6 protein-coding genes and 1 tRNA gene are annotated in these 7,098 nt (G+C 57.0%); all 7 read right to left on the reverse strand.

The genetic code is table 11. The features are described from left to right. Nucleotides 1-304: 304 nt before the first annotated feature. The 7 genes from ACTJGZ_RS15285 to ACTJGZ_RS15315 all read right to left on the reverse strand — a co-directional run bounded on the left by ACTJGZ_RS15285 (nucleotide 305) and on the right by ACTJGZ_RS15315 (nucleotide 6,249). Nucleotides 305-381, reverse strand: a tRNA-Pro gene (locus ACTJGZ_RS15285). Nucleotides 382-469: 88 nt separating this feature from the next. Beyond that, entirely contained in the window at nucleotides 470-1,591 is a 1,122-nt protein-coding gene (locus ACTJGZ_RS15290) for a 3-deoxy-7-phosphoheptulonate synthase (RefSeq protein WP_441663758.1), read from the reverse strand. A gap of 175 nt (nucleotides 1,592-1,766) precedes the next feature. Then, nucleotides 1,767-2,420 carry a CatB-related O-acetyltransferase gene (locus tag ACTJGZ_RS15295; RefSeq protein ID WP_441663759.1) on the reverse strand — a complete coding sequence of 218 codons (654 nt, stop codon included), beginning with the start codon at nucleotides 2,418-2,420 and terminating at the stop codon, nucleotides 1,767-1,769. Nucleotides 2,421-2,549: 129 nt separating this feature from the next. Further along, nucleotides 2,550-3,152, reverse strand: coding sequence for a hypothetical protein (locus tag ACTJGZ_RS15300; protein ID WP_441663760.1), 603 nt, complete (start codon nucleotides 3,150-3,152; stop codon nucleotides 2,550-2,552). A 189-nt stretch (nucleotides 3,153-3,341) separates the two neighbouring features. Then, a complete protein-coding gene (locus ACTJGZ_RS15305; protein ID WP_441663761.1) occupies nucleotides 3,342-4,124 on the reverse strand; it encodes a 3-hydroxybutyrate dehydrogenase in 783 nt (260 codons plus the stop codon). Nucleotides 4,125-4,137: 13 nt separating this feature from the next. After that, on the reverse strand, nucleotides 4,138-4,908 hold the full coding sequence (locus ACTJGZ_RS15310; RefSeq protein ID WP_441663762.1) for an acetoacetate decarboxylase: 771 nt from the start codon (nucleotides 4,906-4,908) through the stop codon (nucleotides 4,138-4,140). A gap of 141 nt (nucleotides 4,909-5,049) precedes the next feature. Continuing rightward, complete coding sequence (locus tag ACTJGZ_RS15315) at nucleotides 5,050-6,249, reverse strand: patatin-like phospholipase family protein (RefSeq protein WP_441663763.1); 1,200 nt, start codon at nucleotides 6,247-6,249, stop codon at nucleotides 5,050-5,052. Nucleotides 6,250-7,098: the final 849 nt, after the last annotated feature.

The following is a 7,098-nucleotide window of genomic DNA, read 5'->3' on the forward strand; positions in this document are numbered from 1 at the left end:
TTCCGTAATGCCGCCGCGACATGCAGCGCTGCGCGGCACCGGGCCAATGCCGGTGTCCATGCTATCTACTGGGTATAGGGGCTGAGGGCCACCAGCGCGGGGACGGGCATGGGGGGATGCCCGTCATCAGGAGATGAGAGGCATCTATCGGACCTTTGATCGCAACGCATGCGCCTGGCGCGCGGCGCATGCGGATAGCAGATGTGCGGCATATTATGTGCTGCTACTCACGCACACCAAGCGTGGCTGGCCCGAAAAACAAAAAAGGGTTAGCAGCCAAACGCTGCTAACCCTTTGAATTTATTGGTCGGGGCGACATGATTCGAACATGCGACCCTCTGGTCCCAAACCAGATGCGCTACCAGACTGCGCTACGCCCCGACTGACTAAGAGCGAGATTGTAACTCAAATATCGCCGAACTCATATTCATGCGGCCTATCCCGCTACTGACAGGCCGCCTGCCCTGCTTCAGGTACGTTCACGGCGCTGGCGTACTGCGTCTGCCAGGGTTTCCAGCACGGCTTCGGTCTGGCTCCATCCCAGGCAGGCGTCGGTAATCGACACGCCGCGCTGCAAAGGCACGCCGGGCTTCAGATCCTGACGGCCTTCTGCCAGGTGGCTCTCCAGCATGATGCCGGTAATGCGCTGTTCGCCGCCCGCGATTTGCGCGGCCAGGTCTGCTGCGACATCAACCTGGCGCTGGTGCGATTTATTCGAGTTGGCATGCGAGCAATCCACCATGACCTGCTCGCGCAAGCCGGCTTTGCGCAAGACGGCGCAGCAGGCTTCAATACTCGCGGCATCGTAGTTGGTGCCATGTTTGCCGCCGCGCAGGATGACATGCGCGTCTTCGTTGCCGCGGGTTTCGAAGATCGCCGCGACACCCATTTTCGTCATGCCGATAAAGGCGTGGCTGGAGCTGGCTGCGACTATCGCATCCACCGCGACTTGTACCCCGCCATCGGTACCATTCTTGAACCCAATCGGGCAGCTCAGGCCGGAGACCAACTGCCGGTGGCTCTGGCTTTCGGTCGTGCGGGCGCCGATAGCGCCCCAGGCGATCAAATCAGCAATGAACTGCGGGCTGAGCAAATCCAGGAACTCACTGCCCACTGGCAGCCCCAGCTGCGCGATTTCCAGCAATAGCTTGCGGGCGCGGCGCAAGCCCTCATTGATGCAGAAGCTGCCATCCAGCCGCGGGTCGTTGATATATCCTTTCCAGCCGACGGTGGTGCGCGGCTTTTCAAAATACACCCGCATCACAATCAGCAGTTCGTCCTGAAAACGCTCCGCAGCCCCTTTCAGCAAATGGGCATACTCTATGGCTTGCGCGTGGTCATGGATCGAACACGGCCCGACCACCACCACCGGGCGATCATCGCGGCCATGCAGCACATCGGCAATGGCGGCGCGCGCCTGCTGCACGGAATGGTGGGCCGATTCCGGCACCGGCAACTCATCTTCCAGCAAGGCAGGCGAAATCAAGGGGCGCACGGCGCTGATGCGGACATCATTGATGCGCAAGGCATCCTGCGTGACCGGCGCCTTCTCGGCGGCGACATCAGGCAGCGTGTCGGTATGACTGCTCACAGAGCTTCTCCGGTAGGAAAGATAATGGCCCGGCAGGATCCAGGCCCAACGCTGGGATTATCGCACTGCAACATCCTTATTTTCGCAACTGGCGGCAGATCACCCGCCAATCCGCTCGCGGGATGCGCGGTCTTTTCCTTGCCCCGCGCCTGCACCCTTGCCCTGGCCGTCACGCTCAACGCGGCGCAGCCCGGCTTTGGTCATAATGTTCGGCTGCCGCCTGCAATGCGCTGAAGTCGTTGCCGCACAACAAGGGGCGCAGGGCTTCGAATTTCGCCTCGCTCCAGCCATAGATGCCCAGCGCCAGAATCGACTCGACCGTCGCCGAAGCGAAACGCTGCCGGATCGGCACGGCCGGGTTGCCTGCCACCACGGTATAAGGCGCAACGTCCTTGGTCACGATTGCCCCCGAGGCCACAACCGCGCCCTCTCCAATCGTGACGCCCGGCATGATCATGGCGCGCATCCCTATCCAGGCACCATCACCGATGGCGGTGTCCCCTTTGCCCACATAGGCTTGCTCTATGGTTTCCACAAACGGGTACAGGCTGAACCAATCCATGCGGTGCGTGTGATTGCCCCCCATCAGAATGACCGCTTCGGCCCCGATGCAGACGTAATCGCCGATATGCAACTGATCTATCGGCCATAAAGGGTCCCAGGCTTGCAGGCTGTATGCGTCGCCATACAGATAGCGCACCACGCTCTCTTCGAATGAACCGCTCCAGGCGTCGCTGTAATAGCTGTGCGTTCCCTTGATATGAATATTCGGGTTGCGCACGACCGCATGCAAATACTCAACGTTGGACCAGTGCTTCGCAAGCGTCATGCCGCTTCCTCTTGAAAATTGCTGTCGCGACAGACTGTCGCTGATGTGGCGGCGCGCCACCTTGGCGTGGCTGCCACCGTTGAACAAAGCGTAGAACGCAAACCCGCGTCCGGCGCATCAGACCCGGCGTCAAAACCCGGGGCTGGCCGATTGCTGAGCGGTCATGAATTCGATACGTGCTTGCGACCAGGCCGGGTCATGCAGCCTCAAGGTCGTCCCCGCCACAGACAGCACCGGCTGCTGCGTCATGGAGCAACCCATGCCCGGGTTGTCGCTGGGAGACTCGCACCATTCCAGCCGGACCGAATCCGGGGCATTGGACGGTTCGCCATAGCGTGCCACGGCGCGCTGCGCCATGGCAGCCTCATTCTGCTGAGTCCAGGGAATTTCATAGCTGACCTGAGCTGCCACCAACGGGTCTGCCGCATTGGGCGGCACCCTGGGTTCAAAATGCACCAGCAGTTTTTCGTTACCGGCTTCATACACCAGATAAGATGGCAGTTTGGTTCCCGTCACCGGGTTGACCGACAGGAGGTTAGTCGATTTGACCTCAGCGGCGTCAACACCGAAATGCTTGGCCATGGCCTGACGCACGGCCTCCAACCCCATGCCCGTTTTCACGCCGGCAACATCCAGCTCACGCGCATCGACAGCTCGCGGCTGCGCGGAAACAGAAGATACCGCCAACAGGGCGAGGGCAATAGACCAGGAAAGGGAAGATGAATATCGCACGGAAACTCCTATCACATCATTCGGGATCAGCCAGCCACAAGCATGCGCGCACACCGGTTCCGGCACACTGGACGCAGGGTTGCTGCAGGGAAATTGTAGTAAAGATCGCCAAGACAGGTTTCCGCATGCAAAACGGCCCGCAATACTGCGGGCCGTCCAGGTACATCCCTGCCGACTGGCAGCAGCCGTTTACTGCATGAACCAGCCGTGGCTGACCACCAGAGACTGGCCGCTCAGGGCATTGTTCTTGGCGCCGGCAAAGAACAACACGGCTTCCGCCACATCATCCGTCGTCGTGAATTCGCCATCGACCGTGTCCTTGAGCATGACGTTCTTGATGACCTGCTCTTCCGTAATGCCCAGTTCCTTGGCTTGCTCAGGAATCTGTTTGTCCACCAGCGGCGTGCGCACGAAGCCGGGGCACACCACATTGGCCGTCACGTTATGCTCCGCCCCTTCCTTGGCCAGCACCTTGGCCAAGCCCACCAGACCATGCTTGGCGGTGACATAGGGCGCCTTCAGCTTGGAGGCTTCCTTGGAGTGCACCGAACCCATATAGACCACACGGCCATAGTTCGCGGCATACATGTGCTTCAGGCAGGCACGCGTCGTCAGGAAAGCGCCATCGAGGTGAATGGACAGCAGCTTCTTCCAGTCGGAATACGGAAAATCGACCAGGGGCTTGACGATCTGGATACCGGCATTGCTCACCAGCACATCAATCTTGCCGTACTTGGCGATGACATCGGCCACGCCCTTTTCCACCTGCTCTTCGTCAGTCACGTTCATGGCAACAGCAAAAGCATCGGCACCGGTTTTCTTGATTTCTTCAGCCGTGGCCTGCGCGGCTTGCAGATTCAGGTCGGCAATGACCGGCGTGCCGCCTTCTGCCGCGAAACGCAATGCGATTTCCTTGCCGATACCGCTGGCTGCACCAGTAATAATGCCGATTTTTCCATCAAAGCGAGACATAAACAGACTCCTATCAAAGATTGTGAGTGTTGGGTGCCAAATAATCGTAGACCACTTCGCCCAGACCCAGGGTCAGGTCGGCGATGTAGTGGCTGGCAGACACGACTTCCCGCACCGGCAGGCGCGCAACATCGCACATGGCGTGTTCGAACAGCTGCAATGCGGCCGGGCCGGACCATGCGCCCTTTAGCGTGACATCTTCCATGTAATAGCGCACCAGCTCGCAAATACGCGGCGTGCCATCCACATGAGGAATGATCTTGATCATGAACGCCGGCTTGGCCATGGCCTTGGAGAACGCGCCCAAATCCAGCTCTTTGTGCTTGTATCCCATCGTCGCCGTCACACACAGCACGGAACCGTAATGCAGCGTGCCGACCAGGGTTTCCTGTTCATGGCGGAACTTGGGGCTGGCGAGCTTCTTGGGGAAACCCCACAGCTCCCTGCCCCCGGCTATCGGCGCGTTGTCATCCAGATACATGGCGTGGACGTAGCCCCCTTCCTGCACTTCGCCCGTCGGGGTCTTGAAGCGCACGGGGATAACTTGCCCAGTTTCCGTGTAGTCGCCAAAGCCGGTCGAGTCCGGCATGCGGATGAACTCATAGGACACGGTATCGCCAATGACTTCCAGCGGTTCCGGCACCAGCTCCCGCAGGATGTCTGGATCGGTGCGGTAATTGATGACAAAAAACTCGCGGTTGTAGAACTTGTACGGCGGCCTCGGATAGGCGGGATCGTGCAACGGCATGGCAAATGCCTTGGCGCGCACATCGGCGATTTTCATCTGTCACTCCCTTTTATCGGATTCAGTGGTCGAACAAAAGAACATGGCGCTGTCCGGCCGGCGCCGGCCGGAAACTGGCCTGCGGCCGCCCGGCGTGACGGCAAGACTGCTGTCTGGCCGCCGCGCGGGCGATGATGCGATTTACCGGCGGCGTGCAGACCGCGCTTTGCGCTGGGGCGCATGGTCATGAATATCGAAGGTGGCCACCCCGTCCGGGGTCTCCGGCCGCTGCCAGACTTCCTTGTGTTTCAGCGTTTCTACCGCGTCGGCATAACCAGAGTCCCAGTGCTCTTGCATGGTGACAGCCGAAAACTCGTAGTCTTTGCTGGAACCTTCGTAATTCTTGGCCCGGTAGATCAGGTGGATGATGTTGTAAACCTTCTCATCGGCCTCTGAAATCAAGGCTTCGATGCCGGCATCGTCTTTACCCAGCAGGGCAACATCCGGCATGTCTTCGATCATGCGCGCCAGCGCGCGGCGCAGGCGCTGCTGATTGCGGAATTGGGTGGTGGCATAGCGGGTGCGGCTGGAAAACCGGATATCTTTCAGACGCAGATCCTGGCTGATCAGATCACCGGGGAACTCGCCCAGCGCACTCCAGAGATCCACCTGGAAGGCCAGCGTGTCGCGCCTGGGCTTATTCTCCAGCACCCATTGCAAGGGTGTGTTGGACACCAGGCCGCCATCCCAATATGGGTCACCATCAATTTCCACTGCGGGAAAACCGGGCGGCAATGCGCCACTGGCCATGATGTGTTCCGGCCCAATGGTATGCGTGGTCGTATCGAAATAGGTGAAGTTGCCTGTGCGCACATTGACCGCCCCTACGCTGAAGCGCATCTCGCCTGAATTGATACGGTCGAAATCCACCAGACGTTCCAGGGTGGACCGCAAAGGCGTCACATCGTAGAAACTTTGCGCCCCTTCCGTGCCTTTAAGCGCGAGCAAGGGATGCAACGTGCGCGGCTTGAAAAAGTCCGGCGCGCCGCCCAGCATCGTCGCCAATGCATTCATCTGGTTGGCCCAACCGTGAACGTTTTCATTCCAGGCGATCATATCGGCCTGATCCAAACCCAGAAAACGCAGCATATAAGCCGGGGGCGCAGGGTGCACCGTCGTAATGGACTGCCAAAAATCACGCAAGGCATCGACTCGCTTTTCCGGCGCATTGCCGGCAATCAAGGCGGAGTTGATGGCGCCAATAGAAATGCCAGCCACCCAGTCAGGATGCAGCCCTTCTTCGGCCAAGGCCTGATAAACCCCTGCTTGATAGGCTCCAAGCGCACCGCCGCCCTGCAAGATCAGGGCGATGCGCTCAAAGGAAGGATGTCGCTTCGTCATGATTGAACTCCCACCTATAAATTCGACATTCTTTTATTAAATATATTCTTAATTATTAACTCCTTCGAGAGATAAAAAAAATTCACAATTGAAGTTAAATGTAACAAATGCTACCTCTGGCAGCCCGGCACAACGCCCTCCATCCAGCGGAAACCCTGGCCCATACAGACTCACCACGCGCTCTGCGCTCTGCCCCGCCTGTATCGACCGTTACATTAAATGCGGCATTGCCGCGTTTCGGTAAAACAACACATTGTCATTTCAAGCCAGCATGGTGCCTCCCGCTCTTTCTTCGGACACATCATTTTTCTGACTTTGCATGCCGAAATCGTCCTTCTCACCAGACAAGCGCCGACCTCAGCGGGAATCAAGGAAATTATTTTCCGATAATAAAAATTTCGCTGGATGCCAGTACAGCATGAATGATTTCCAATCCAATATCGTAAAAAAATAAAAGCAAAGAAAACAGGATGACGGGAAAATTCCAAGCAAAACATTAAATTTATCTAAATAAAATAAATCCATAAGATGTTGTTTTTATTAAATAAATTTAAATAATTACCTTATTATCCCTATTTTTAATTTGAATGATTTATTAATCTAGATCAAAGCTATTTTTAAAAACCTCAGCCAGCGCAAATAATGTCAAAATTATTTCACCAAGCCATCGAAAACCGCCATTACAAATAGTTTCAAAAACAATGACGACATCTCGACTTCTTTTCAATTCCTAGCACACAAAGACAGTCAGAAAACACTATCTGACGCTACATTAAGAATGAATCTGCCGAGACATTAACCATAGGGCAGACTTTTCCTCCATCTGGAACCGTCGGAGTTCAAATGTCA

This window comes from Kerstersia sp., assembly GCF_052103615.1.
In the GTDB taxonomy this organism is placed as follows: domain Bacteria; phylum Pseudomonadota; class Gammaproteobacteria; order Burkholderiales; family Burkholderiaceae_B; genus Kerstersia.